At 71.7% G+C, this 23850-nt stretch carries 28 protein-coding genes; 15 read left to right on the top strand and 13 right to left on the bottom strand.

Annotated features, from left to right (window positions below):
- Positions 1-105 (top strand): small membrane protein MtfM, encoded by a 105-nt coding sequence (gene mtfM, locus O7631_RS02595; RefSeq protein ID WP_030327764.1) that lies wholly within the window; start codon positions 1-3, stop codon positions 103-105.
- A 5-nt stretch (positions 106-110) separates the two neighbouring features.
- Positions 111-698, top strand: a complete 588-nt coding sequence (locus O7631_RS02590) for an FABP family protein (RefSeq protein ID WP_278142849.1) — start codon at positions 111-113, stop codon at positions 696-698.
- A 21-nt stretch (positions 699-719) separates the two neighbouring features.
- On the opposite strand, the gene O7631_RS02585 is transcribed toward O7631_RS02590, so the two are convergent.
- Complete coding sequence (locus O7631_RS02585) at positions 720-1598, bottom strand: aminotransferase class IV (protein ID WP_278142848.1); 879 nt, start codon at positions 1596-1598, stop codon at positions 720-722.
- 69 nt (positions 1599-1667) lie between these two features.
- Between O7631_RS02585 and O7631_RS02580 the strand changes: the two genes are divergently transcribed.
- The 4 genes from O7631_RS02580 (at position 1668) to O7631_RS02565 (ending at position 5110) form a co-directional block, all read left to right on the top strand.
- Entirely contained in the window at positions 1668-2096 is a 429-nt protein-coding gene (locus O7631_RS02580) for a Fur family transcriptional regulator (RefSeq protein ID WP_278142847.1), read from the top strand.
- Positions 2093-3205 carry a folate-binding protein gene (locus O7631_RS02575; protein WP_278142846.1) on the top strand — a complete coding sequence of 371 codons (1113 nt, stop codon included), beginning with the start codon at positions 2093-2095 and terminating at the stop codon, positions 3203-3205. The genes O7631_RS02580 and O7631_RS02575 overlap by 4 nt, the downstream gene beginning before the upstream one ends.
- Positions 3206-3228: 23 nt before the next feature.
- Entirely contained in the window at positions 3229-4056 is an 828-nt protein-coding gene (locus O7631_RS02570) for a 3-keto-5-aminohexanoate cleavage protein (protein WP_269682167.1), read from the top strand.
- A gap of 94 nt (positions 4057-4150) precedes the next feature.
- Entirely contained in the window at positions 4151-5110 is a 960-nt protein-coding gene (locus O7631_RS02565) for an asparaginase (RefSeq protein ID WP_278142845.1), read from the top strand.
- 10 nt (positions 5111-5120) lie between these two features.
- On the opposite strand, the gene O7631_RS02560 is transcribed toward O7631_RS02565, so the two are convergent.
- Entirely contained in the window at positions 5121-5918 is a 798-nt protein-coding gene (locus O7631_RS02560; protein ID WP_278142844.1) for an alpha/beta hydrolase, read from the bottom strand.
- A 112-nt stretch (positions 5919-6030) separates the two neighbouring features.
- Here O7631_RS02560 and O7631_RS02555 point away from each other — a divergent pair, with 112 nt between their 5' ends.
- The 6 genes from O7631_RS02555 to O7631_RS02530 all read left to right on the top strand — a co-directional run bounded on the left by O7631_RS02555 (position 6031) and on the right by O7631_RS02530 (position 10380).
- Positions 6031-6663 (top strand): helix-turn-helix transcriptional regulator, encoded by a 633-nt coding sequence (locus O7631_RS02555; RefSeq protein ID WP_145778741.1) that lies wholly within the window; start codon positions 6031-6033, stop codon positions 6661-6663.
- A complete protein-coding gene (locus O7631_RS02550; protein ID WP_278142843.1) occupies positions 6660-7394 on the top strand; it encodes a hypothetical protein in 735 nt (244 codons plus the stop codon). Before O7631_RS02555 ends, O7631_RS02550 begins: the two co-directional genes overlap by 4 nt.
- A gap of 70 nt (positions 7395-7464) precedes the next feature.
- On the top strand, positions 7465-7779 hold the full coding sequence (locus tag O7631_RS02545; protein ID WP_210791087.1) for a DUF2516 family protein: 315 nt from the start codon (positions 7465-7467) through the stop codon (positions 7777-7779).
- Entirely contained in the window at positions 7776-8663 is an 888-nt protein-coding gene (locus O7631_RS02540; RefSeq protein ID WP_278142842.1) for an alpha/beta hydrolase, read from the top strand. The genes O7631_RS02545 and O7631_RS02540 overlap by 4 nt, the downstream gene beginning before the upstream one ends.
- 11 nt (positions 8664-8674) lie before the next feature.
- Positions 8675-9412, top strand: a complete 738-nt coding sequence (locus tag O7631_RS02535) for an alanyl-tRNA editing protein (RefSeq protein WP_278142841.1) — start codon at positions 8675-8677, stop codon at positions 9410-9412.
- Positions 9413-9465: 53 nt separating this feature from the next.
- Positions 9466-10380 carry an SDR family oxidoreductase gene (locus O7631_RS02530; protein ID WP_278142840.1) on the top strand — a complete coding sequence of 305 codons (915 nt, stop codon included), beginning with the start codon at positions 9466-9468 and terminating at the stop codon, positions 10378-10380.
- On the opposite strand, the gene O7631_RS02525 is transcribed toward O7631_RS02530, so the two are convergent.
- Positions 10371-11339 carry a YafY family protein gene (locus tag O7631_RS02525; protein WP_278142839.1) on the bottom strand — a complete coding sequence of 323 codons (969 nt, stop codon included), beginning with the start codon at positions 11337-11339 and terminating at the stop codon, positions 10371-10373. The two genes, O7631_RS02530 and O7631_RS02525, sit on opposite strands and share 10 nt — an antisense overlap.
- A 68-nt stretch (positions 11340-11407) precedes the next feature.
- On the opposite strand from O7631_RS02525, the gene O7631_RS02520 reads away from it, so the two are divergent.
- Together O7631_RS02520 and O7631_RS02515 are read left to right on the top strand one after the other, a co-directional pair.
- Positions 11408-12199, top strand: a complete 792-nt coding sequence (locus tag O7631_RS02520; protein ID WP_278142838.1) for an EI24 domain-containing protein — start codon at positions 11408-11410, stop codon at positions 12197-12199.
- 1 nt (position 12200) lies between these two features.
- Positions 12201-12719 carry an O-acetyl-ADP-ribose deacetylase gene (locus O7631_RS02515; RefSeq protein ID WP_278142837.1) on the top strand — a complete coding sequence of 173 codons (519 nt, stop codon included), beginning with the start codon at positions 12201-12203 and terminating at the stop codon, positions 12717-12719.
- A gap of 245 nt (positions 12720-12964) precedes the next feature.
- Here O7631_RS02515 and O7631_RS02510 read toward each other — a convergent pair whose 3' ends face one another.
- The 8 genes from O7631_RS02510 to O7631_RS02475 all read right to left on the bottom strand — a co-directional run bounded on the left by O7631_RS02510 (position 12965) and on the right by O7631_RS02475 (position 20869).
- Positions 12965-13861 (bottom strand): GNAT family N-acetyltransferase, encoded by an 897-nt coding sequence (locus tag O7631_RS02510; RefSeq protein WP_278142836.1) that lies wholly within the window; start codon positions 13859-13861, stop codon positions 12965-12967.
- A gap of 1 nt (position 13862) precedes the next feature.
- On the bottom strand, positions 13863-14276 hold the full coding sequence (locus O7631_RS02505) for a RidA family protein (RefSeq protein WP_278142835.1): 414 nt from the start codon (positions 14274-14276) through the stop codon (positions 13863-13865).
- A gap of 49 nt (positions 14277-14325) precedes the next feature.
- Positions 14326-15333 carry a LacI family DNA-binding transcriptional regulator gene (locus tag O7631_RS02500; RefSeq protein WP_278142834.1) on the bottom strand — a complete coding sequence of 336 codons (1008 nt, stop codon included), beginning with the start codon at positions 15331-15333 and terminating at the stop codon, positions 14326-14328.
- An 18-nt stretch (positions 15334-15351) separates the two neighbouring features.
- The gene (locus tag O7631_RS02495; protein ID WP_278142833.1) at positions 15352-16731 is read right to left on the bottom strand and encodes a GH1 family beta-glucosidase; all 1380 of its coding nucleotides are present in this window, start codon (positions 16729-16731) and stop codon (positions 15352-15354) included.
- Complete coding sequence (locus O7631_RS02490) at positions 16728-17561, bottom strand: carbohydrate ABC transporter permease (RefSeq protein WP_278142832.1); 834 nt, start codon at positions 17559-17561, stop codon at positions 16728-16730. Before O7631_RS02490 ends, O7631_RS02495 begins: the two co-directional genes overlap by 4 nt.
- Entirely contained in the window at positions 17558-18547 is a 990-nt protein-coding gene (locus O7631_RS02485; RefSeq protein WP_278142831.1) for a sugar ABC transporter permease, read from the bottom strand. The genes O7631_RS02490 and O7631_RS02485 overlap by 4 nt, the downstream gene beginning before the upstream one ends.
- Before the next feature lie 70 nt (positions 18548-18617).
- Positions 18618-19925, bottom strand: a complete 1308-nt coding sequence (locus O7631_RS02480) for an extracellular solute-binding protein (protein ID WP_278142830.1) — start codon at positions 19923-19925, stop codon at positions 18618-18620.
- 185 nt (positions 19926-20110) lie between these two features.
- Positions 20111-20869 (bottom strand): maleylpyruvate isomerase family mycothiol-dependent enzyme, encoded by a 759-nt coding sequence (locus tag O7631_RS02475; RefSeq protein ID WP_278142829.1) that lies wholly within the window; start codon positions 20867-20869, stop codon positions 20111-20113.
- A 69-nt stretch (positions 20870-20938) separates the two neighbouring features.
- Here O7631_RS02475 and O7631_RS02470 point away from each other — a divergent pair, with 69 nt between their 5' ends.
- Positions 20939-22021 carry a UDP-N-acetylmuramate dehydrogenase gene (locus O7631_RS02470; RefSeq protein WP_278142828.1) on the top strand — a complete coding sequence of 361 codons (1083 nt, stop codon included), beginning with the start codon at positions 20939-20941 and terminating at the stop codon, positions 22019-22021.
- Between the two features lie 184 nt (positions 22022-22205).
- On the opposite strand, the gene O7631_RS02465 is transcribed toward O7631_RS02470, so the two are convergent.
- Both O7631_RS02465 and O7631_RS02460 read right to left on the bottom strand, forming a co-directional pair.
- Positions 22206-22994 (bottom strand): class I SAM-dependent methyltransferase, encoded by a 789-nt coding sequence (locus O7631_RS02465; protein WP_278142827.1) that lies wholly within the window; start codon positions 22992-22994, stop codon positions 22206-22208.
- A gap of 15 nt (positions 22995-23009) precedes the next feature.
- Positions 23010-23774 carry an SDR family oxidoreductase gene (locus O7631_RS02460; protein WP_278142826.1) on the bottom strand — a complete coding sequence of 255 codons (765 nt, stop codon included), beginning with the start codon at positions 23772-23774 and terminating at the stop codon, positions 23010-23012.
- Between the last annotated feature and the right edge of the window lie 76 nt (positions 23775-23850).

Below are 23850 nucleotides of genomic sequence, written 5' to 3'. Positions count from 1 at the left end.
ATGGTTACCGAGATCGGGTTTGTCAGCCTGTTGGTCGCTGGCCTGGGCGGGCTCGCCGGTGGCCTGGTCTACCTTGCCGTACGCATTTCGAGAGGACGCTGGTGACGCCTGTGAGCGAGAATCCGCTGCAGCCGCCGTGGCTGAACGCGCCGCCGGTCGAGGAGTACCCGTTCGAGGAGAGTTTCGACCTGCGGGTCGGGCCGAAGCTGCACCCCACCCTGGACGGCCTGCTGCCCTACATCGGGCTGTGGCGTGGCCGGGGCAAGGGCGGTTTCCCCACCATCGAGGACTTCGACTACGCCCAGGAGATCCGGATCAGCCACGACGGGCGGCCGTTCCTGCACTACGAGTCGCGTGCCTGGATCCTGGACGAGCAGAGCAAGCCGGTCCGCCCGGCTGGCCGGGAGGTCGGTTGGTGGCGACCGGTGGTGGTGGACGGGCGGGCTACCGACGAGCTGGAGGCGGTGCTCACCACGCCGACCGGGGTGATGGAGCTGCACCTGGGCAAGCGCACCGGCACGCAGCTGGAGTTCGCCACCGACGCGGTGGTGCGGACCCCGACCGCCAAGGAGGTCACCGGCGGGCACCGACTCTTCGGCATCGTCGAGGGTGCGCTGCTCTACGCGCAGGAGATGGCGGCCATGGGGCACGGGCTCAGCCCGCACCTGTCCGCCCGGCTCGTCCGGGTCGGCGGCTGACCAGCCGGGAAACGTAGCAGGCTAGACGGGGAAACCCAGCAGGGCTTGCAGGGCGGGGGTGCGCGGGCAGTGGTCCCGGCGCACCCCGTCCAGTGTCCGGACCTCGACGAGCCCGCGTACCGAGGAGCTGAACCACACCCCGTCGGCGTCGTGCAGCTCGGCCGGCGTGACCATCCGTTCGGCGGAGCCCAGGCCCAGCTCGGGGGCGTGGGCGAGCAGCCAGGCCACTGTCGTGCCGGGCAGGATGCCGGTGGTGGCGGCCGGCACCGTGCAGAGTGTGTCTCCGGTGAGCCACACCACGTTCGCGATCGGCCCCTCCAGGGCGTAGCCGTCCGACGAGACCCAGAGCACGTCGTCCACCCCGGCCCGGTGCGCCCAGCGGCGGGCGGCGCTGTTGACCGCGTACGAGGTGGACTTGATGCCGGCCGGCAACCAGTCGAGGCCGCTCCGTGCGTCGGCGGGTACTCCCAGAGGCAGGATCGCCACTGTGATCCCGGTGCGGCGGGCCGCCCGCGACGACGCCGGCACCTCGGTCACCGTGGCGTAGACGGTCGGCGGGCCGCCGGCCTCGGAGCCTCGGGTGCAGACCAGCCGTAGCGCGGCCTCCACCTCGACGGGCCAGTCGGCGCACACCGTGTCGAGCAGGTCGACGAGCGTGTCGGTGGGGGGCAGGTCCAGGTCGACGGCTGCCGCGGCCGTGGTCATCCGGGCCAGGTGCTCGTCGCGTAGCCACGGCCGGCCCTCGCGAAGATGCATGGACTCGAAGAGCCCGTCGCCGCGCAGGACGCCCAGGTCGTCGCCGCGGAGCACGGGCTCGTCGGCCGCGATGAGCCCCCGGCCGAGCACGGCGATCCGGGTGCTCGGAGAGACCGGGGCGTTTCCGACGGACGACGTCACCATGACCGCCGAGCGTAGCGGCGACCGGCCGCTCGCAGGGGGTCGCAGCGATTGCCGAACTATGATCGGACCGTGTCCGAATCCTCCCTCGCGGAAATGCTGCGGGCCCGTGGGCTGCGGCTGACGCCCCAACGGCAGCTCGTCCTCCAGGCGGTGCTCGATCTGGGGCACGCCAGCCCGGAGCAGGTGCACACCGCCGTGCGGGAGGTCGCCGCCGGCGTCAACATCACCACCATCTATCGCACGCTTGAGCTGCTGGAACGGCTCGGCCTGGTCACCCACACGCACCTGTCGCACGGGTCGCCGACGTACCACGCGGCGGGTGAGCACCAACACGTCCACCTGGTCTGTCGGGAGTGCGGCGCGATCGACGAGATCGATCCGGAGATGCTGCGCCCGCTCGCCGACCAGTTGGCCACGCAGCGGGGTTTCCTGGTGGACATCGGGCACGTGTCACTCTTCGGCGTCTGCGTACGCTGCGAGAACGGGGACGACAAATGATCGACATCGCGGGTGCGGTGGCCGTCGAGAGCATCGACGAGGCGAGTCGGGACCAGCCGGACGCGGCGCACGTCGCGGCCGGGGTGCGGGGGGTGGCCGCCCACTACGGCGACCCGTTGCGTGAGCAGCGCACCCTCGACACGGCTGTGGGCCTGGTCGACAGGTCGCACCGGGGGGTCATCGCGGTGCCCGGGGAAGAGCGGGCGAGTTGGCTGCACACCGTCACCTCGCAGCACCTGACCGCGCTGGCAGCCGGTGAGGGCACCGAGTTGCTGGTGTTGTCCCCGCACGGTCACATCGAGCAGCACGCGGTGGTCGCCGAGGACGGTGAGACCGCCTGGCTGGACACCGAGCCGGGGGCGACCGAGGGCCTGCTGGCCTACCTGGAGAAGATGCGGTTCTTCAGCAAGGTCGAGCCGCGCGACGCGACCGCCGAGCGGGCGTTGTTGTCGCTGGTCGGGCCGGCGGCGACGGAGGCGCTGGGCACGCTCGGTGTGACCGGGCTGGCCGCGCCGGACCTGGTCGCGGTGCCGGGTCCGAAGTTCCCCCACGGTGCCGTGCCGCAGCGGGCCAGCGTCCGGTACGACGTGAAGCCGCTGCCCATCGGTGGCTGGGCCCGGCGCGTGCCCCTCGGGGTGGACCTGCTGGTGCCCCGCTCGGCGATGGACCAGGTGGTGGCGGAGCTGCGGGGCGCCGGGGTGCCGGTCGCGGGCCTGTGGGCGTACGAGGCGATCCGGGTGGCCGCCCGTCAGCCCCGGGTCGGGGTGGACACCGACCACCGGACGATCCCGGCGGAGGTCGACCTGATCGGTCCCGCCGTGCACCTGGACAAGGGTTGCTACCGGGGGCAGGAGACGGTGGCCCGGGTGCACAACATGGGCCGACCGCCGCGTCGCCTCGTACTGCTGCACCTGGATGGGGTGACCACCGACCAGCCGCCCACGGCCGGTACGCCGGTGATGCTCGACGGCCGGGCGGTCGGCTTCGTCGGCACCGCGGTGCTGCACCACGAGCTTGGTCAGGTGGCGCTCGCGGTGGTCAAGCGGAACGTCCCGGACGACGCGGCACTGCTGGTCGGCGAGACGGCGGCGGCGATCGACCCGTCCTGACCCGGGCGTCTAGGATCGCCGGCATGACGACAGGGACGTTGATCACGGTGGCCCCGACCGGCGCTGAGTCGGCCAAGGCGGAGGTGCCGGCGCTGCCGGTGACCCTCGACGAGCTGCTGCTCACCGCGAAGGAGTGCGAGGCGCTCGGCGCCGCCGTGATCCACGTCCACATCCGCGACGACGACGCGCGGCCGAGCCTCGACCCGGTGCGCCTGGCCGACACGGTGGCGGCGTTGCGGGACAGCACCGACCTGATCGTGCAGCTCTCCTCCGGCGGCGCGGTGACGGACCCGGAGGCCGCCCGGTTGGCTGTGCTCGACGCCCGGCCGGACATGGCCTCCTGCACGATGGGCACCGTCAACTTCGGCGACGACGTCTTCCTCAACCGCTGGGAGTTCATCGTCGACCTGCACACCCGGATGCAGGAACGCGGGATCGTGCCGGAGTACGAGATTTTCGACCTCGGGCACCTGTCCGCGTTGCAGCGTCTCCTCGGCAAGTACGGGCTGCCGGCCGGCGGGCACGTGCACGTCGACTTCGTGATGGGTGTGCCGGGAGGCATGCCGGGCACCACCGAGACGCTGGTCGCGGCCCACCGGATGCTGCGGGACCTGCCCGAGGGCACCACCTTCTCGGCCACCGGCATCGGCCGCAGCACGATTCCGGTCATGCTGGCCTCGCTGTCGACCGGCGGGCACCTGCGGGTCGGCATGGAGGACACCGTGACGTACGCCAAGGGCCGTCCGGTGGAGTCGAACATGCAACTGGTCGCCCGCGCTGTGGGTTTCGCCCAGCTCGCGCAGCGCCCGCCATTGACCACCACCGAGGCTCGCGAGCTGCTCGGGCTGTAAGGCCGGGTCTGCCCCGCGCTCCTGTCACCCGGGCGGTGGACCACCAGGTCACCCCGCCGACGGGCACCCCGGGACCGTCGGTACCGTCCAGCCCGTGACGAAGACGTACGAGGGTGGCGACCCGCTCGCCGAGGTGGTCCGTTCCGGGTTCGTGGAGGGTGCGCACCGCGGTTCGGTGGTGGTGCTCGACGCCACCGGCGCGGTGGTGGCGTCAGCGGGGGACGTGACCTCGCCGATCTTCCCCCGCTCGGCGAGCAAGCCGATGCAGGCGATCGGGATGCTCCGCGCCGGCCTGCCGTTGACCGACCCGGCGGACGTGGCGCTGGTGGCGGCGAGTCACGCCGGTGAGGACTTCCACCTGGCCCGGGTCGGCGCGCTGCTGGAGCGGGCCGGACTGGACGCCTCGGCCCTGCACTGTCCACCTGACCTGCCGGTGGGCGCGGCGGCCCGGGAGGCCGTGTTGCGGGCCGGGGGTGGCCCGACCAGGGTGCAGATGAACTGCTCCGGCAAGCACAGCGGGATGCTGCTGACCTGCGAGGCGGCCGGTTGGCCGTTGGAGGGGTACTGGCGGCCGGAGCACCCGCTCCAGCAGCGGTTGCGGGCGGCCATCGAGGAGTTCACCGGCGAGCAGGCCGCTGCGGTGGGCGTGGACGGTTGCGGGGCCCCGGTGCTCGCGGTGTCGCTGACCGGGTTGGCCGGGGCGTTCCTGCGGCTGGTCGATGCCGAGCCGGGTTCGGTGCCGCGGACGGTGGCCGACGCCATGCGCGCGTACCCGGAGATCGTCGGTGGCACCCGGGCCGACGACACCCGGTTGATGCGCGGCGTTCCGGGTCTGCTGGCCAAGGTCGGCGCCGAGGGTGTGATCGCGGTGGCGGTGCCGGGCGTCGGCGCCGTCGCCCTGAAGATCGACGACGGCGCCGAGCGGGCGCGGATGCCGGTGCTGGTCTCCGCGCTGCGGCGGCTCGGGGTGGACGCCCCGGTGCTGACCGAGTACGCCGAGGTGCCGCTCTTCGGGGGCGGAGTTCCGGTGGGGGCGGTCCGCCCGCTCTGGTGAGACCGGCGGGTCAGCTCAGGAAGTCGAGAAGGGCGGCGTTGACGGGCTCCGGGCGTTCCAGCGGCAACAGGTGCGCGGCGTCCGGGACGTCCGGCAGCCGTACCGCGCCGGGGACCTCGGCGGCGATCCGGTCGGCGAGCCGGCGGATGTCCGGTACGTCCGCGGCCCCGGCGGTGACCAGGACGGGCACCGTCAGCTCGCCGAGGCGGTCGATGGCCGGAGGCGTCAGTTCTCCGACCTCGACCGCGCCGAGCGCCAGTTCGGCGGCGAGCGCGCGCTGGTCCATCTCCTGGGTGAACGTGATCAGCGCAGGGTCGACGTCCTCCGGCTGTCGACCGGGGCCGACCACCCAGAACCGCACCTCGCCGGCCGCTCCCGCGACGAAGTCGTCGGGGTCGACCTCGCCGACCAGGTCGTCCCAGAGGTCGTTCGCCTCGTCGGACCACTCGTTGCCGGAGACCGCCGTGTCGAACAGCGCGAGCGCGCTGACGCGGTCGGGGTGGGCGAGCGCGGTGTCGATGGCGACGGCCCCGCCGAAGGAGCAGCCGACCAGGGCCGCCCGGGGCAGGTCGAGTGCGTCCAGCAGCCCCGCCACGTCGTCGTGGTGTGTGAACGGCGTCGGAGGCAACTCGGAGTCCCCGTAGCCGCGGAGGTCCGGGACGATCACCCGGTGACGGGCGGCGAGCGCGGAGATCTGCCCCCGCCACATCCGCCGGTCGGCGATGCCAGCGTGCAGGAGTACGACGGGCGAGCCGGTGCCTGCCTCGTCGTACGCGATGCTTGCTCCATTGACTGTGATCTTGTGCACGGACGGACCGTACGGACCCGCGGAGCGGGGCGCAACCACGGCGCTGAGACCTTGCTAACTGCGGCTAGCGTTTTGCTTGCAGGAGCTAGCGCGGCCGGTTAACGTCGCAGTCATGGCCACACCGAAGGACCTTCCCGATGTCGGCGGGTTCATCCGCGATCTACGGCGTAACGCCAAGATCTCGCTCCGGCAGCTCGCCGAGCAGGCGGGGGTCAGCAACCCGTACCTCAGTCAGATCGAGCGCGGCCTGCGCAAGCCCAGCGCCGAGGTGCTCCAACAACTGGCGAGCGCGCTGCGGGTCTCCACCCCGGCGATGTACCTGCGCGCCGGCCTGCTCGACGACAAGGAAGGCCACGGTGTGCTCGCCGCCATCGCTGTGGACACCGACCTGACGATGGCCCAGAAGCAGTCCCTCACCCAGATCTACGAGACGTTCCGCCGGGAGAACACCCGGCTGGCCGAGGCCCAGGCGGCCGCCGAGGGTGGCGGCACCGGGCCCACCGGCGGCACGCCCGGGGCGACCACCCCGACCGACGTCGGCGACGAGCCCGCCGACCTGGCGAACCTGGCCGCCACCGGCCCCACCACCGCGGGCGGCACCCCGACCGAGGCCGTGATCGAGTCGGTCGCCGTCACCGAGGCGGGCACCGCACCCGCCCCGGGCAGCACCAACACCCCCGAGAAGAAGGCCGCCGGTCCGGCGGCACGCAAGGCCGCCGAGGCGGCCGAAGAGGAGACGTCATGAGCGAGCCGAAGACCAACCGCATCCCCGCCCCGATCTACGCCGCCGCAGGCGCCGGTGAGTTGGCCATCGAGCAGTTGCGCAAGCTGCCCGCCGTCGTCGGTGTCCTCAGCACCCGCGTCGTCGCCGACCTGGGTGGTCGGGCCGTGCTGACCGGCTACGAGCTGCGTCAGAAGGCCAACGAGTTGGACCTCGCCAAGCTCCGCGAGTCGGCCGACCTGGCCAAGCTGCGCGAAGCCGCCGACCTGGCCAAGCTGCGCGAGGTTGCCGACCTGGACAAGCTGCGGGCCGCCGCGACCCGCAACGCCGCCATGGTGATCGCCGGGGCCCAGGTCGCCCAGGAGCGGGCCTTCGCCGCGTACGGCGCGCTGGTCGCCCGTGGTGAGCGGGTTGTCGGCGCCGGTGTGCTGGAAGCCGCCGACACGGTCAACGCCGACATCGAGGCCACGCAGGCCGTGACCCCGGCGGAGACCACCCCGGCGGCCACCGCCACCACCGCCCCGGCCGCCACCACCGCCCCGGCCGCCACCACCGCCCCGGCCGCCACCACCGCCCCGGCCGCCACCACCGCTCCGGCCGAGGTGCCGACCCCGGCCGACGTGGCCGAGATCGCCGAGGCCAAGCCGGCCGCCGTCAAGAAGGTCGCGCGCGCCCCGAAGGCAGCGAAGCCGGCCGCCACCCCGTCGGCGAAGCTGCCCCGGGCCACCAAGCGGACCCGCCCGGCGGCCGAGTAGTAACCCTGTCGACGACCCCGGCGGCGTCCTTGTCGGACGAAGCCGGGGTCCTCGACATAAGCTTGCCGGCATGGCCAACGCCGCGCCGATCTTCGCGTTCGAAGTCCGCTACGTGATCGAGCTGATCCTGCTCGTCTTCGCGCTGATCGTTCAGGGTGTCGCCCTGGTGCACGCGATCACGCAGCGCTCCGACGCCTTCCCCGCCATCGGGACGCTTCCCAAGGGTGGCTGGATCGCCATCCTGGCGGTCTGCCTCGTGCTGACCCTGCTCGGCTTCGGGCCGATCAGCCTCTTCGGACTGGTCGGCATCGCCGCCGGTCTCATCTACCTGCTCGACGTTCGGGTCGGTCTGCGCGACCTCAGCGACGGCAAAGGGTTCTGGTGAGAGGTTTTCGCTGGCCCCCTCCACCGGACAGCGGGCCCCGCACCTGGGGGCCCGGCCCGGGTGGGCCGCGTACCGGCCGCCCGGCGCTTCCGGAACCGGACACCGACCTGGTCGCCACCCCGCACGGCGTACAGCTGGAACGGCTGATCACCGGCACCGGTGATCCGGTGACAGTGTTCGCACACGGGCTGGGCAACGGCATCGCCACCACCCGCCCGTTCGGCAGTGGGGTGACCGGCCGCAAGGTGTTCTTCCAGTTCCGTGGGCACGGCCGGTCCGAGGCGCCGGACGGGCCGTGGACGTACTCCGACCTGGCCCGCGACCTTCGGGCGATCGCCGATCTGGGCGGTGCCAGCCGCGCCTTCGGCGCGAGCCTCGGCGCCGGAGCCCTCTGCCGGTTGCTCGCGGAGAGTCCGGACCGTTTCGAGAAGCTGGTCTTCTTCCTGCCCGCGGTGCTCGACCAGCCGCGCGGCCCGGTGGCCGGTGACCGCATCACCGACCTGCTGGAGGCCGTGGAGAGCGGAGACGCCTCGGTGGTCGCCGACGTCGTCACTTTGGAGCTGCCCGCGGCGGTACGCAACACCCCCGCCGGCTGGGCGTACCTGCGGCAGCGACTCGACCAGCTGCTCCGCGACGGACTCGCCGGCAGCCTGGCCAGCCTCGCGGACCAGACGCCGCTGCGCGCCACGAGCGACCTCGCGGCGGTCACCGCGCCGGCGCTGGTCATCGCCAACGCTGGCGACGAGCTGCACCCGGTCGACGTCGCCGAGCGGCTCGCCGCCGCACTGCCGCAGGCCACCCTCCACGTGTACGACCGGCCCGGCGTCCTCTGGTCGGAACGCGCCGACCTGCGGGACCGCATCGCCGGCTTCCTCAACGAGTAACGTGCCCTGTCATGGGCGTCACACAGCATGGCCGGACGCACCGGCTCGACCTCGCCGACCCGACCCTCCGCGAATGGACGTGCACGGTCCTGCGCGCCGACGCCGAGCAGGGCATAGTGCTGGACCGCTCCGCCTTCTATCCGGGCGGCGGTGGTCAGCCGCCGGACCACGGCGTGCTGCTGTGGCAGGGCGTGCAGACCCGGATCGTCGGCACCCGCAAGGGCGACGACCTCTATCTGATCCCCGCCGAGGGTGACCCGCTCCCGCCGGCCGGCACCGAGGTCGTCGGTGCGTTGGAGGACGAGCGTCGGACCCGGTTGATGCGTACCCACTCCGGCTTGCACGTGCTCTGCGGCGTGGTGTTCCGCGACTTCGGCGCGCTCGTGACGGGTAACTCGATGGAGCCCGGTGAGGCCCGGATGGACTTCAACCTCCCCGAGGTGCCTCCGGATTTCAAGAGCCGCATCGAGGAACTCGTCAACGCCGAGGTGGCCGCGGACCGTTCGGTCGCCGTGCGGGTGTTGCCGCGCACCGAGGCGCTGGCCCTGCCGGACATCATCCGCACCCAGTCCAACCTGATCCCGCCGGACGAGCAGGAGGTCCGGATCGTCGACATCGTCGGCCTGGACGTGCAGGCCGACGGTGGCACCCACGTCGCGTCCACCGCGCAGATCGGCAAGGTGCAGGTGGTCAAGGTGGAGAGCAAGGGCCGGGCCAACCGCCGGGTCCGCGTCCGCCTGGTGGACTGACAGTTCGATAATTCGGACGTCGGCTGTCAGGTATCGCTGGCAGCCTCGCAGGCATGACACAACCGCTCGCAGGAAAGATCGCGCTCGTCGCCGGTGCCACGCGGGGCGCCGGACGGCAGATCGCCGTGCAACTCGGGGCTGCTGGCGCCACCGTGTACGCCACCGGCCGCAGCACCCGGGCGGCCCGCTCGGAGATGGACCGACCGGAGACCATCGAGGAGACCGCCGAGCTGGTCACCGAGGCCGGAGGCACCGGCATCGCCGTCCAGGTCGACCACCTGGCGCCCGAGCAGGTCCGCGACCTCGTCGCCCGGATCGACGCCGAGCAGGGCCGCCTCGACGTGCTGGTCAACGACATCTGGGGTGGGGACCCGCTGGTCACCTGGGAGAAGCCGGTGTGGGAACAGCCGTTGGACGCCGGCTTCCGAACCCTTCGACTGGCCATCGACACCCACATCATCACCAGCCACTTCGCCCTGCCGCTGCTGATCCGCAAGCCCGGCGGTCTGGTGGTGGAGATGGGCGACGGCACCAAGGCGTACAACGACGACAACTACCGGCTGTCGCTCTTCTACGACCTGGCCAAGGTGTCGGTCAACCGGCTCGCCTTCAGCCAGGCGCACGAGCTGAAGCCACACGGCTGCACCGCCGTCGCGCTCACCCCGGGCTGGATCCGTTCCGAGGCGATGCTGGAGCACTTCGGCGTGACCGAGGACAACTGGCGCGACGGAGCCGCCACCGACCCGAACTTCCTCATCTCGGAGACGCCGGCCTTCGTCGGCCGGGCGGTGGCCGCGCTCGCCGCCGACGAGGACAGGGCCCGCTGGAACGGCCAGTCCGTCGACGCCGGCACGCTGTCCAAGGTGTACGGGTTCACCGACGTCGACGGCAGCCAACCCGAGGGCTTCCGCTACATCACCGAGGTGGTCGACGCGGGCAAGCCCTCGGACGTCACCGGCTACCGGTAGAGCGCCTGGAACCGGCCGGCCGCGTCGGCGAACAACTGCCGCAGCGCGGGCGGGTCGAGGATCTCCACCTCGGGGCCGAGCCCCAGCAGTTGGTGGTACGCCACCTCGACCGACTCGACGGGCAGGCGGGCCACCACCCAGCCCTGCCCGTCGGGTTCGCCGGCGGCGGCCACCACCTCGTCGTACACGAAGGGGGCATCGACCAGGTGCCGGAGCCGGCGCAGACCCGCCGGGCTGAGCCGGACGGTGGCCTCCGCCCGCAGGATGGTCCGCAGGAACGACCCGGCCTGCTCGTGCCAGTGCCCGGCCAGGTCGAAGCCCTCGTCCCGCGCGAAGCTCTCCTCGCCGACCTCGACTCCGGTCACCCGGTCCACCCGGTAGGTGCGGGTGTCGTCGTCGACCCGACCGACCAGATACCAGGCCCCACTCTTGAGCACCAGCCCGTACGGCTCGACCCGCCTGGTCACCTCCCGGTCGCCGCGCCGGTAGCGCAACTCCACCACCCGGTCGCGCCAGACCGCGCGGGCCAGTTCGGTCAACAACGGTGGCGGGGCTGTCTCCCGGAACCAGCCCGGCACGTCCAGGTGGAACCGCTGCCCCGCACGTGTCGGGGCGTCCCGCAGGGCCGGCGGCAGGGCGGCGAGCACCTTCAGCTCGGCGGCGGCGACCGCGTCGGCGAGCCCCATGTCGCCGGCCGGCCCGGGCAGCCCGGAGAGGAAGAGCGCTTCCGCCTCGTCCCGGGTGAGCCCGGTCAGTCGGGTGCGGTAACCGCCGAGCAGCCGGTATCCGCCGTCCCGGCCCCGGTCGGCGTAGACCGGCACCCCGGCGGCCGAGAGCGCCAGCACGTCCCGGTAGACGGTCCGCTCGGAGACCTCCAGCTCCCGCGCCAGCTCGCCGGCCGTCATCGAGCCGCGAGCCTGCAACAGCAGCAGCAGTGAGATCAGTCGGGAGGCGCGCACCAGCCCATCCTGCCTCGTACCGCTCGCCGCCCGGCGGATTCGATCACCGGTCGTTAGGCTGCTCGATCGTGGACGCCAGCAGAATCGCCAGCCCGGTGACCGGGGCCGCAGGCCGCTTCCTCGCCGGGGCGGGGCTGCTCCTGCGCGGGCTCGGTCTCTATGTCCGCAGCCCGGGGTTGATGCTGCTCGGCATCGTGCCGGCGTTGATCTCCGGTGCCCTTTTCGTGGGTGCGTTCGCCACCCTGGTGTACTTCGTGGACGATCTCGCCGCGCTGGTCACCCCGTTCGCCGACGACTGGTCGAAGACCGGCCGCAGCCTGGTCCGGGTGGTCGCCGGGCTGGCCTTCCTGGGGCTCGGCGGCCTGCTCGCGGTGGTCAGCTTCACCGCTGTCACCCTGGTCATCGGCGACCCGTTCTACGAGAAGATCTCCGAGCAGGTCGAGCAGCGGTACGGCGGCACGCCCGGCGAGGTGGACGTACCCTTCTGGTCCTCGTTGCGCCGCAGCTCCGCGGACTCGGTACGCATGGTGGCGCTCGCCGCGCTGGTCGGGATTCCACTCTTCCTCGCCGGCTTCATCCCGGTCGTCGGTCAGACGGTCGTCCCGGTCATCGGGGCGGCTGTCGGCGGTTGGTTCCTCGCCGTGGAGCTGGTCGGGGCACCGTTCTACCGGCGCGGGATGCGACTGCCGCAGCGCCGGACGATCCTGAAGGCCGACCGACCCACCTCGCTCGGCTTCGGGGTGGCGGTCTTCCTCTGCTTCCTCATTCCGCTCGGTGCGGTACTGATCATGCCGGCGGCGGTCGCCGGCGCGACCCTGCTGGCCCGACGCTCGCTCGGTCAGCCCATCGAGGAGAGCTGACATGGAGATCACCCTGGTCCAGGGCGACATCACCACCCAGCAGGTGGACGCCATCGTGAACGCCGCGAACTCGTCCCTGCTCGGTGGCGGTGGCGTCGACGGGGCCATCCACCGGCGCGGCGGTCCTGCCATCCTCGCGGAGTGCCGGGCGCTGCGGGCGTCCCACTACGGCCGAGGGCTGCCGACCGGGCAGGCGGTGGCGACCACTGCCGGTGAGCTGCCGGCCCGCTGGGTGATCCACACCGTCGGACCGGTGTGGTCCGGCAGCGAGGACCGCTCGGCGCTGCTGCGCGACTGCTACGCCAACAGCCTGCGGGTGGCCGACGAACTGGGCGCGGCCACCGTGGCCTTCCCGCTGATCTCCGCCGGCATCTACGGCTGGCCGATCGACGACGCGGTCCGCCAGGCCCTCGGCGTGCTGCGCTCGGCCACCCCGACCGCCGTCACCGAGGCGCGCCTGGTGCTGTTCGGGGCGGACACCCACGCGACGGCGCGGCAGGTCTTCGACGGCGCAGCCTAGGCGCGCAGCCCCTTCGGGAGTCGCTGATGAGCCGTATACCTCAGAGTCATACTTATGACTCACAGGTATATCGCTTACCCGAGCGGCACCGCGCCGACAACCGGCCGGGGTTCCGTCATCACGATCCTGAGGCCCGCGCGTCTTCCCACAGGGACTCGAAGTGCTCCACATAACGATCGAACGGCCTGGGCCGCCGGTCGCGTCCGGTCGACCGCCGTCACCGACCCCCCGAGGATCACCGCTGATCAGGTCAGGTCGGCCAGGCAGGACCACTCGGCCGCCACCGGGCGATAGCCCAGCCGGGTGTTGATCGCGAGCATCGGCGCGTTCTCCCCGTCGTTCGAGGTGTACGCGACGCGCACGCCGTTGGCGGCGGCCCGGTGCAGCGCCACCGTCTTGGCCAGTCGCGCCAGCCCTCGACCGCGGTACGCCGGGAGGCTGCCGGTGAAGTCCGACCACATCCGGTCCCCGTCCCGCTTCACGAGGCTGAACGCAGCCACCTCCCCGTCGACTTCGACGGCGGTGCTGGCCTGCTTGTCCAGGCCCAGGTTGTCCCAGGTGTCGTAGAGCCAGTACTCGAAGCTGACCGAGTCGACAGGTACGTCGCCCGGCTCGTCGAGCGCTGCGGCCACGTCCGCCGCGTAGAGCCGGTGCGGGTCCAGTTCCGCGATCGGAAGCAGCCTGACGCCCGCTGGCGGGTCGGGCAGCGCGGGGGCCGGATTCAGGTCGAGCGCCGAGAAGCGCAGTTCGCGACTGGGCTCGTAGCCGTGCCGACGGGCGAACGGCAGCGCCTCCGGCTGGGCGAAGGTGCGGAGCCGGCGGACCCCCAGCGGGGCGAGGTGACCTGTCGCGGCCGTCAGCAGCGCGGTGCCGATGCCGCGCCGCCGGTGCTCGGGGTGTACGTGCAGCAGGGAGATGTCGCCGAAGCCCTCCGTCGAGGTCGACGAGTTGCGTTGCGCCGTCACCCAACCGACGATCCGGGCATCGACCTCGGCCACGAAGGGGATCCAGTCCCTGCCCGGTACCGGCTCGGCGATCATCTTGCGGGTCGACTCGACACCGCGAACCAGGTACGGAAAGACCAACGTCCGCAGCGCCACCACGCCCGGGGCGTCGTCCGGCTGTGCCACACGAATCCGCACGTCAGGCCTCCATCCGTACGGCCGCGACGGCTTCGACCTCGACCAGCTGGTCGGGATAGCCGAGCACGGCCACCCCCAGCAGGGTGCTGGGCGGATCGTGGTCGCCGAAGAAGTCCCGGACCACCTCCCAGACGGTCACCAGGTCCTTCTGCTGCGACGACGCCACGTAGACGGTGGTCTTGACGACGTCGGTGGGGGTGGCACCGGCCGCCGCGAGGGCGGTCTCCAGGTTCGCCATCACCTGCCGGGCCTGCGCGGCGTGGTCGCCCGGTGCGACGGTGCGTCCGTCGGCGTCCAGCGGGCACGCGCCGGCGGTGAAGACGAGCCGGGCGGGCGGCTCGACGACGGCCGCGTACGCGTATTCGGCGACGTCGGGGAGGGCGGGGACGTGCAGCAGTGCGACAGGATCCGGCATGCCGGCGAGGCTAGCGACGATCTCCCGCCGCTGCGACGCATTAACCCGGTCAGGCGGAGGCTCGGCGGATCAACTCGGTGGGGAGCATGACCCTCTGCTCGATGGTCTCCCCGGCGGCGAGCCGGAGCAGTTGGCGGGTCATGGCGCGGCCGAGTTCCACGATCGGCTGCCGGACGGTGGTCAGCGGCGGCTCGGTGTACGCGGCGGTCTCGATGTCGTCGAAGCCGATCACCGCCACGTCCTCCGGCACCCGCCGGCCGGCCTCGCGCAGCGTTCGCAGGGCGGCGTGTGCCATCAGGTCGGAGGCGGCGAAGACGCCGTCCAGGTCGGGGTGCTCGGTGAGCAGGTGCCGCATCGCCGCCGCCCCGGACTCTCGGGTGAAGTCGCCGACGGCGATCAGTTCGGGCAACCCGGCGTCGGCGACCGTGCTGCGGTAACCGCTGAGCCGTTCGATGCCGGCGACCATGTCCTGCGGCCCGGCGATGGTGGCGATGCGTCGGCGACCATTGTCGATCAGGTGCCGGACGGCTGCGGTCACTCCGGCCACATGGTCGACGTCGACGTACGGCACCGGCACGTCGCCGAGCGGCCGACCGCTGACCACCACCGGAATGCCGAGGCGGGCCAGTGTGCCGGGCAGCGGGTCGGCGCCGTGCAGCGAGGCGAACAGCACCCCGTCGACGTGCCGGCCGGTGGTGTACCGCTCGACCCGTTGATGCCCGGCGGGGGAGCCGGCGAGCATCAGCACCAGTTGCTTGTCGGCCGCCTCCAACTCCTGGCTGACGCCCCTGATGATGCCGGGGAACACCTGGTCGTCGGAGAAGACCCGGGTGGCGGCCTCCGGCATGACCAGGGCGACCGAGTCGGTGCGTTGGGTGACCAGGCTGCGGGCGGCGAGGTTGGGCACGTACCCCAACTCGGCGACGGCCCGGGTGACCGCCTCCCGGATCGGCTCGGCGACCGTGGTGGAGCCGTTGACCACCCGGGACACGGTGGCGCGGGACACTCCGGCCCGCGCCGCCACCGCTTCGAGCGTCGGCCGCTGCGCCGTCGTCATCGCGCTTTCCCCCGCTCGTCACAGCCCGTTCCGGGAGATCACCTCCTGGTACCACCGGGCGCTGGCCTTCGGTGTGCGCCGCTGGGTCAGGTAGTCGACGTGCACGATCCCGAACCGCTTGCGGTAACCCTCCGCCCACTCGAAGTTGTCCAGTAATGACCATACGAGATAACCGCGCAGGTCTACGCCCCGGGAGATCGCCTCGTGCGCCGCGCGCAGGTGCCCGTCGAGGTAGGCGATGCGATCGGTGTCGATCACCTGGGTCGGCCCGTCGGGCGAGTCGGCGCCGGGCTTGTCGGGGAATGCCCCACCGTTCTCGGTGATCAGCAGCGGCACGCCGGGGTAGTCGGTGGCGATCCGTTCCAGCAGCCGGGTCAGCCCGGCCGGCTCGATCATCCAGCCCATGTCGGTCAGTGGCCCGGTCGGCGGCACGAAGTGCACGGTGCCCTCGGTGCCCGGGTACGCGCTGTTGCCGGCGCCGTCGGGTCGACCAGCCACGTAACCGGGGGCGTAGTAGTTGATGCCGAGCAGGTCGATCGGGGCGGCGATCAGCTTCTCGTCACCGTCGCGGATGAAGGTCGGTTCGACGATTCGGGCCACGTGCTCGCGCACGTCGTCCGGGTAGCCGCCGGCCAGCAGCGGGTCGAGGAAGATCCGGTTGTGCAGGCCGTCGACCAGGCGGACCGCGGCGGCGTCCACCGCGCTCTCCGGGTCGGCCGGGCGTACATCGGCGGGGTTGAGGGTGATGCCGACGCTGCGCGCGCCGGCCGCCCGCAGCGCCCGTGCCGCGAGGCCGTGCCCCAGCAGCAGATGGTGTACGGCGCTGAAGGCCGCCCCCGGGTCCTGCTCGCCGGGGGCGTGGATTCCATTGGCGTAACCGAGGTAGGCCGAGCACCACGGCTCGTTCAGGGTGGTCCACGTGTCGATCCGGTCACTGAGGCGGGCGTACACGGCCGTGGCGTACGTGGCGAAGTGCTCGGCGGTGTCCCGGTTGGTCCAGCCGCCCCGGTCACCCAGGGCCTGGGGCAGGTCCCAGTGGTAGAGGGTGACGATCGGGTCGATTCCCCGATCGAGCAGCGTGTCGGTGAGCCGGTCGTAGAAGTCCAGCCCGCGCGGGTTGGCCGGGCCGGTGCCGTCCGGTTGGATCCGGGGCCAGGCGACCGAGAAACGGTACGCCTGTAGGCCCAGCTCGGACATCAGCGCCACGTCGTCGGCGTACCGGTGGTAGTGGTCGCAGGCGACGTCGCCGGTGTGGCCCTGGTAGACCCGGCCCGGCGTACGGCTGAAGGTGTCCCAGATGGACGGTCCGCGACCGTCGTCGCGGGCCGCGCCCTCGATCTGGTACGCGGCGGTTGCCGCACCCCAGAGGAAATTGTCGGGAAAACGGATATCGCTCACGCCTTGACCGCACCTTCCATGATCCCGCCGATGATCTGCCGGCCGAACAACACGAACACCAACAGCAGGGGCAGCGTCGCGATGGCCGTCCCGGTGAACACCTGCGACATGTCCTGGTAGTACCCGTCCGACAGTGCCCGCAGGGAAAGTTGCACCGTTGGATTCGCCGGATCGTTCAGCACAGCGTACGGCCACAGGAAGTCGTTCCAGGTGGTCATGAACGTGAGCAGGCCGAGGACGGCGGCGGCGGGACGCAGCGCGGGCACGACGACGTGCCACCAGATCCGGGCGGTGCCGCAGCCGTCCATCCGGGCGGCCTCGATCAGCTCGTCACTGACCGCCTGGCCGGCGTACTGCCGCATCATGAACACCCCGAAACCGGTGACCAGCACCGGCACGATGACCGCGGGGAGCCGGTCGTTCCACTCCAGTTTGGTCATCAGCAGATACAGCGGGATCACGCCGAGCTGGGTCGGCACCATCATGGTCGCGATGATGACCAGCAGCAGCGCGTTGCGCCCCCGGAACCGCAGTTTGGCGAAGGCGAACCCGGCCAGGCTGGAGAACAGGACCACGGAGACGGTGACGGTGGTGGCCACGATCGCCGAGTTGATCAGCCCGGTCAGGAAGTACGCGTCGGTGTTGTCGAACAGTCGGGCGATGTTGGCCCCGAGGTTGCCGCCGGGCGTCATCGGCGGTGGCAGTTGCCCCATCGCGTCGCTGGACCGGCTGGCGACCACGAACATCCACCAGATCGGGAAGAGCGACAGGCCGCCGGCGACGATCAGGGCCAGGTAGGTGAGCGGGCTGGCCCGCCAGAGCCGGCTCATCGGGCCGCTCCCTTCCGGGTTTCGGGGCCCGAGTCGCCGCCGAGGCGGCGGAGGACCAGGACGTTGACCGCCGCGACGATCGCGATGAGCGCGAAGAGCAGCCAGGCCACGGCCGAGCCGTACCCGAAGTTGTAGTGCGGCGCGAAGGCGTTCTCGAACATGTACATGGTCAGCGTCTGCGACTCGCGCATCGGCCCGCCGCGGATCGGGTTGGTACCGGAGTGGAACAGGCGCGGTTCGGTGAAGAGCTGCAACCCGCCGATGGTGGCGATGATGGCGCAGAAGATGATCGTCGGTTTGAGCAGTGGCACGGTGATGGACCAGAACTGCCGGGCCCGGTTGGCGCCGTCGATGGACGCCGACTCGTACAGGTCGCGCGGGATGGCCTGCATGGCGGCCAGCAGGATCAGCGCGTTGTAGCCGGTCCACCGCCAGTCGACCATGGCGGAGATGGCCACCCAGGAGGCGAACCGGTTGGACTTCCAGCCGATGGCGTCCACCCCGACCATGTCGAGCAGCCAGTTGACCATGCCGAACTCGCGGCCGAAGATCACCCCGAACACGATCGCCACCGCCGCGGTGGACGTGACGTTGGGGACGAGCACTGCCATCCGCCAGGCGGTACGCGCCCGCAGGCCCCGGTTGAGCAGGTTGGCCAGCCAGAGAGCGGCGAGCAACTGCGGCACCGTCGAGATGACGAAGATCCCGAGCGTGTTGACCAGCGCGTGCCAGAAGTCGACGTCGGCCAGCAGTCGGGTGTAGTTCTCCATCCCGACGAAGGGGTGGTCGCTGCCGAGCAGGTCCCAGTCGTGCAGCGAGACCCAGAAGGTGTACGCCAGCGGGTAGGCCCCGAAGACGGCGAAGAGCAGGAAGAACGGGGCGATGTAGAGGTACGGCGAGAGCCGGGTGTCGAGCCGGCTGAGGCGACCCGTCGAACGCTTGGGTGCCGGTACGACCGGCGGACGGGCGTCGAGCTGGACGGTCATGCCCGGGAACTCCTTTCCGCCGTGCGGGCGGGACTCCGGTCACCGGAGCCCGCCCGCACGCTGGGTTGGGCTACTTGGCGGCGGCCTTCTTCGCGTTGGTCACCGCGTCGGTCCAGCCCTGCCCCGGGTTGCGCTGGCCCAGTTCGACAGTCCGAACGGCGTTCTCCACCTCGGTGCGGACTGCCTGGTTCTTCGGGCCCATGTAGACCGGCTTGAGGCTCTTCGCGCCGGTGCCGAAGATGGTGCCGACCGGTGCCCCGGAGAAGTACGCGTTGGTCGCGCCGGCGATCGCCGGGTCGTCCAGCGCCTGCGGCGAGGAGGGCAGCGGGCCCTTCTCCTTGAACGCCCCGATCTGGCCCTTGGCGCTGGTCAGGAACTTCGCCAGCTCGATCGCCTCGGCCTGGTGCTTGCTCTGCTTGGGCACGGCGAGGTGTGATCCACCCCAGTTGCCGCCGTTGCCGGGCACCCGGGCGATGTCCCACTTGCCGTTGGCGGCCGGGCCGGCGTTGCCCTCGATCACCCCGGTCATCCAGGCGGGGCAGGCGATGGTGGCGAACTTCGACTGCTTGAATGCGGACACCCACTCCTCCGACCAGGAGCCGTACTTGCCGGAGAGGCCCGAGTCGATGATGTCCATAGTGGTGTCCCACGCCTGCCGTACCGCCGGGTTGCTGTCCACGACGAGGTTGCCGCTGGTGTCGTAGTAGCTGTAGCCGGTGGTGTTGCCGGCGGTCTGGAGCAGGATGGTGTTGAAGGTGTTGGTGGCCGCGTCGAGGAAGGACGCGCCGGTCTTGGCCGCGACGAATTTCTCGCCGGTGGCGATGTAGTCCTGCCAGGTCGGCCAGAGTTGGGAGACGGCGTCCCGCTCGGTGGGCAGGCCGGCCTTCTCGAAGAGGTCCTTGCGATAGCAGATGGCGATGCCACCCACGTCGGTGCCGAGGCCGATGAGCTGCTTGCCGTCGGCGGTCAGCCCGGCGTTCCACTTCCATTCGAGGAAGTTGCCCTTGAGGTCGGCGGCGCCGTGGTCCAGCAGGTTGACGAAGTTGCCGGGGTTCGCCTTGTACTCGACCATCAGCCCTTCCTCGATGGCCACGACGTCGCCGGCACCCCGGCCGGCGGCGAGCCACTGGGTCAGCTTCGGCGAGTACTCGTCGAGGTTGGTGCCCGTGCCGCGCTCGACGATCTTCACGTCGGGGTTCGCGGCCATGTAGTCCTTGTAGAGCTGCTCGTAGCCGAACTGGCCGAAGACGTCGACGGTGAGGGTGATCGGACCGTCTCCGCCCTCTTCGGCGCCGCCGCCGCAGCCGGCGGTGACGAGCAGGGCGGTGGTCGCGGCGAGGGCCACCGCGGCGAGGCGGCGGCGCGGGAAGACAGCCATGGGTTTCGACCTCTCTCAAGGTGGTCGGTGGTGATCGATAGGCAAGAGAGCGCTCTCACGACAGGGTGGTGGGCACTCCACCCGGTGTCAAGAGAGCGCTCTCTTTGATATCCCGACGTGACCCACGACGTACGCGAGGGCGCCACCCGTCGATGGGTGACGCCCTCGCGGAGCGGTGGAACCGGTCAGCCGGTACGCAGACCGTTCAGCAGGTTGGGATCGCCGGCGACGTCCAACGTCTCGAAGCTCACCCGACCCCAGAGAGCCAGCAGCAGATCGCTCGCGGTGCCGCTGACCTGCGCGCGGGCATGGTGGTCGTCGTGGTCGAAGATGGTCGCCGTGTCGAGCAGCGCCACCCCCTCGCCACGGAGCCGCAGATACCAGTCCTGGGCCGCGTCGGTCGCGGAGAGCTGCACCACGCCGTGCCAGTCACCCGGCACCTGCCGCCGGCCGGCCGGCAGCCAGGTGTCCAGCACCTCGCTCACCCCGTCGGCCGCGAGCTTCGCCTCGACCGGGTCACCCGCACCGATCGCGAGCTGAGCGTCCCACCGGTGCACAGCGGTCTCGTGCGCCATCCGACGCGGCCAGAAGCCGGCCTTCTTCGGCTGCGGCGCCCAGTTCCAGGCCGGCGCCTCCGGGTCCAGGCCGTCGAACACGGTCAGCAGCCGGTCGTACCCCTGCTGCCAGAGCTGGAGAGGGCTCACGCCCGGCTCCGCCTCAAGGGGGACCCGTCGGGCCGGCTGCGTGGTCGCACCGGAGCCGACGAACGACGAAACCCAGTGGTAGATGCCGGCGAGGTGCAGTGTGACGTCGTTGACCGTCCAGCCCGGACAGGACAGCACCGGTGTCTCCGGCGGCGCCTCGGCGACCGCCGCCGCGAAGGCCGGACCCTCCGTCCGGAGCGCTCCGATCCAAAAATCCTTGCTGCCCTGCAGTCTGCTCATCGCCATCCTCCCGGGGGTGCCGGGCGACCAGTGGGTGCCACGGCTATCAGTCAGCCTAAGGTGAAGGGCGTGCCAGACGCCTCCGCCCAGCCGACAACCGCAGCCGATCGTGCCATCCCCGGTCCACTGGCCGGCTACACGACCCTAGGTACGGGTGGAACGCCCGCGCGGATCGTGGCCGCGGACAGCGCCGACGAGATCATCCGGGCGGTCCGCGCCGCGGACGAGCCGATCCTGATCCTGGCCGGTGGCAGCAACGTGGTCATCGGCGACGACGGCTTCCCCGGCACCGTCGTCCTGGTGCGCTCCCGTGGCCTCCACGTCGTCGCGGAGGACGCCGAATCGGTCACCGTACGCGTCGAAGCCGGCGAACCGTGGGACGACCTCGTGGCCGCCACCGTCGCCAACGGCTGGGCCGGTCTGGAATGCCTCTCCGGCATTCCCGGCTCGACCGGCGCCACCCCGATCCAGAACGTCGGCGCGTACGGCCAGGAGGTCGCCGAGACGATCACCGGAGTCGAGGTGTACGACCGGGTCGACGGCACCCGCCGGATCATCCCCGCCGCCGAATGCGGGTTCGCCTACCGGGGCAGCATCTTCAAGTACGGGGACCGCTGGGTGGTGCTCTCCGTCGACTTCCAGCTCGCCCGGTCTCCGCTCTCCGGGCCGGTGCGCTACGCCGAGCTGGCCAGGGCCCTCGGTGTCGAGGTCGGCGACCAGGTGCCGCTGGCGGACGCCCGGGCGGCGGTGCTGCGACTGCGGGCCGGCAAGGGGATGGTGCTCGACGCCAACGACCCGGACACCCGCTCGGTCGGCTCCTTCTTCACCAATCCGGTGCTCGACGGTGCGACGTACGAGCTGCTCCGGGAACGCGCCGCCGACGTGGGCGAACCGCCCGCCTGGCCCGGAGCCGACGGCATGGTCAAGGTCAGCGCGGCCTGGCTGATCGACAAGGCCGGCTTCACCAAGGGGCACCCCGGGCCGGGTGGCACGGCCATCTCCAGCAAGCACACCCTCGCCCTCACCAACCGCAGCGGCACCGCGCACACCGCCGACCTGCTGGCCCTGGCCCGCGACATCCGCGACGAGGTACACGCCCGCTTCGGCGTGACCCTCCACCCCGAGCCCGTCCTGGTCAACTGCACCCTCTAGCCCACCCCACCCCACCCCACCCCACCCCACCCCACCCCACCCCACCCCACCCACCCACCCCACCCCACGCGCCCTCACGACCCCCCCTCGGCCGGTCGATCATGGAGTTGTGGTGGGGACAAACAGTGCTGCCGGGGTGAAAACGGCCACCACTATTCCATGATCGACCGGGACGGGCCGGGGGTTAGGGGAGGGGCCAGGGGAGGGTTAGTTCGCCTTGGCGCCAGCGGGTGGGGCCGTTCAGGATCGGCCAGCCGGTCTCGCGGAGGCGGCCCACAGCTCGCAACCAGCGTTGACGGGGGCCGAAGGTGGCGTACGGGGCGGCGGCCTGCCAGGCGTCGTCCAGGGCGCGGATCAGGTCGTGCACCGGCTCGCCCGGCACGTTGCGGTGGATCAACGCCTTCGGTAGCCGCTCGGCCAGCTCCGCCGGGCTGCCCAGCGTGGTGAGCTTCGCGGCGAGGGTCAGCGTCCGAGGGCCGTCCGCGTCGATCAGCAGCCAACTGGCGAGCCGGCCCAACTCGTCGCACGTACCCTCGACGAGCGCGCCGCCCGGGGCGAGCGCACCGGTCATGGTCTGCCAGGCGTGCGGCACCTCACTCTCGTCGTACTGCCGCAGCACGTTGAACGCGCGAACCAGCACCGGCCGGAGCCCGGCCAGCTCGAACCCACCCCGGGCGAACGTGAGGCCGGGTGGGTCGGCGGCTGGGGCCGCCGCGGCCACCCGGGCCGGATCGATCTCCAACCCGACCAGCCGTACGTCCGGACGGATCGCGGCCGCCAGCCGGGCGCGCAGCTCCACGGCGGTCACCGGCGTGGCGCCGTAGCCCAGGTCGACCACCAGCGGATCGTGCGCCGCCCGCAGTCGATCGGCGCAGGTGGCGACGATCCAGTTGTCCACCCGACGCAGCCGGTTCGGGTTGGTCGTGCCCCTGGTGACCACGCCCAGGGGGCGGCGTCGTGGAGCCCCGCTCATGCGCCCGGTCCCGAATCAGGAGACCCGGTGCACCTTGTGCTGGGCGGCCTGCGCCCGCGGCCGGACGACCAGCCGGTCGATGTTCACGTGCTCCGGGCGGGTCGCGCACCAGGCGATGCAGTCGGCGACGTCCTCGGCCACCAGCGGCCCCGGCACCCCGGCGTAGACGGCCGCTGCCCGCTCCGCGTCGCCCTCGAAGCGAACCAACCCGAACTCCTCGGTCTTCACCATGCCCGGGTCGATCTCGATCACCCGCAGCGGCCGGCCGCACAACTCCAGGCGGAGCGTGCCGGCGATGGCGGTCTGCGCGTGCTTCGCCGCCGTGTAGCCACCCCCGCCCTCGTAGACGGTCAGGCCGGCGGTGGAGGAAACCACCACGATGGTGCCCGAGCCGGACGCCTCCAACGCCGGCAGCAGCGCCTGGGTGACCCGCAGCGTGCCGAGCACGTTGACGTCGTACATCCACTGCCAGTCGGCGACCGAGCCGGACTCCACCGGGTCCAGTCCGCGCGCCCCGCCGGCGTTGTTGACCAGCAGGGTGACCGGCCCGCGTGCCTGGGCGGCGGCCTCGGCCAGCGCGGCCACCGACTCGTCCGAGGTGATGTCGCAGGTCACGGCGGTGGCCTGCCCACCGGCGGCGGTGATCTCGGCGACGAGGTTGGTGAGCCGATCGGCTCGGCGGGCGGCGGCGAGCACGTGGAAGCCCTCGGCGGCGAGCCGGCGGGCGGTGGCCGCGCCGATGCCGCTGGACGCTCCGGTGACGATGGCGACAGAGGTCATACCGGCATTGTCCCCCCGGCCACACGACCCGCCCCGACCGGGCGAGGGGCAGCCATCGACGGCGTCCGGTGATGAG

The organism is Micromonospora sp. WMMD967, assembly GCF_029626165.1.
GTDB lineage: Bacteria > Actinomycetota > Actinomycetes > Mycobacteriales > Micromonosporaceae > Micromonospora > Micromonospora taraxaci.
Note: the sequence above shows the minus strand (reverse complement) of the source record. Positions and strands in the feature narration are given on the sequence as shown.